This is a genomic window from Pseudomonas sp. P1_F7 (assembly GCF_056405655.1).
This window is the reverse complement of record NZ_JBFUBR010000075.1, coordinates 1-634: the sequence shown is the minus strand read 5'-3', so window position 1 is coordinate 634 and position 634 is coordinate 1. Positions and strand designations below refer to the sequence as shown.

Genomic DNA, 634 nt, shown 5'->3' with positions numbered 1-634 from the left:
CGTAATTGCCGCCGCTGACGTCGGTGATCGAGTTGGTCAACGGCGCATGGCCGGTCAACACGTCGTTCGGCGCGGGGGTGCTCACGCTGCCGGTAGTTTCGCCGACCGCGATGGTGATGCTCTGGCCGTTGGCCAGGGTCACGACGACAGGCGAACCGGTGACGGCGGCACCAACCGTAGCGGTGTAGGTGACGGTGCCGCCCTCGGCCGCGGTTTCAGTCGCGGTCAGCTTCACGGTGGTGGTGTCGATGGTGTCGGTCACTTCCGTCACCGCCGGTACGCTGCTCGGCACCAGGTTTTCGAAATCGCCGCCGGTGGCGGTGGAAATGGTCGCTTCGACTTTGCCAGCATCTTTGTAGACGTCGTCTTTCGGCGCATCGACGGTCACGGTGCCGGTGGTTTTCCCGGCGTCGATGGTGATCACGGCGCCGTTGCTCAGGGTCACGGTCACCGGCGAACCGGCGGCGTTGGTCAGGGTCGCGGTGTAGACGATCGAGCCGCCCTCGGCGACCGAACTTGTAGCGCTCAGGCTGAGGTTGGTCGTGTCGATGGTGTCGGTGACGGTGGTGCTGACCGGGTTTTTGTCGGCGACCAGGTTCTCGTAATTGCCGCCGCTGACGTCGGTGATCGAGTT

General features: G+C 64.7%; 1 protein-coding gene. It reads right to left on the bottom strand.

Annotation, left to right across the window (positions count from 1 at the left end):
• On the bottom strand, positions 1 to 634 hold a 634-nt coding region (locus AC1D1M_RS31440), incomplete at both ends, for an immunoglobulin-like domain-containing protein (protein ID WP_477778697.1).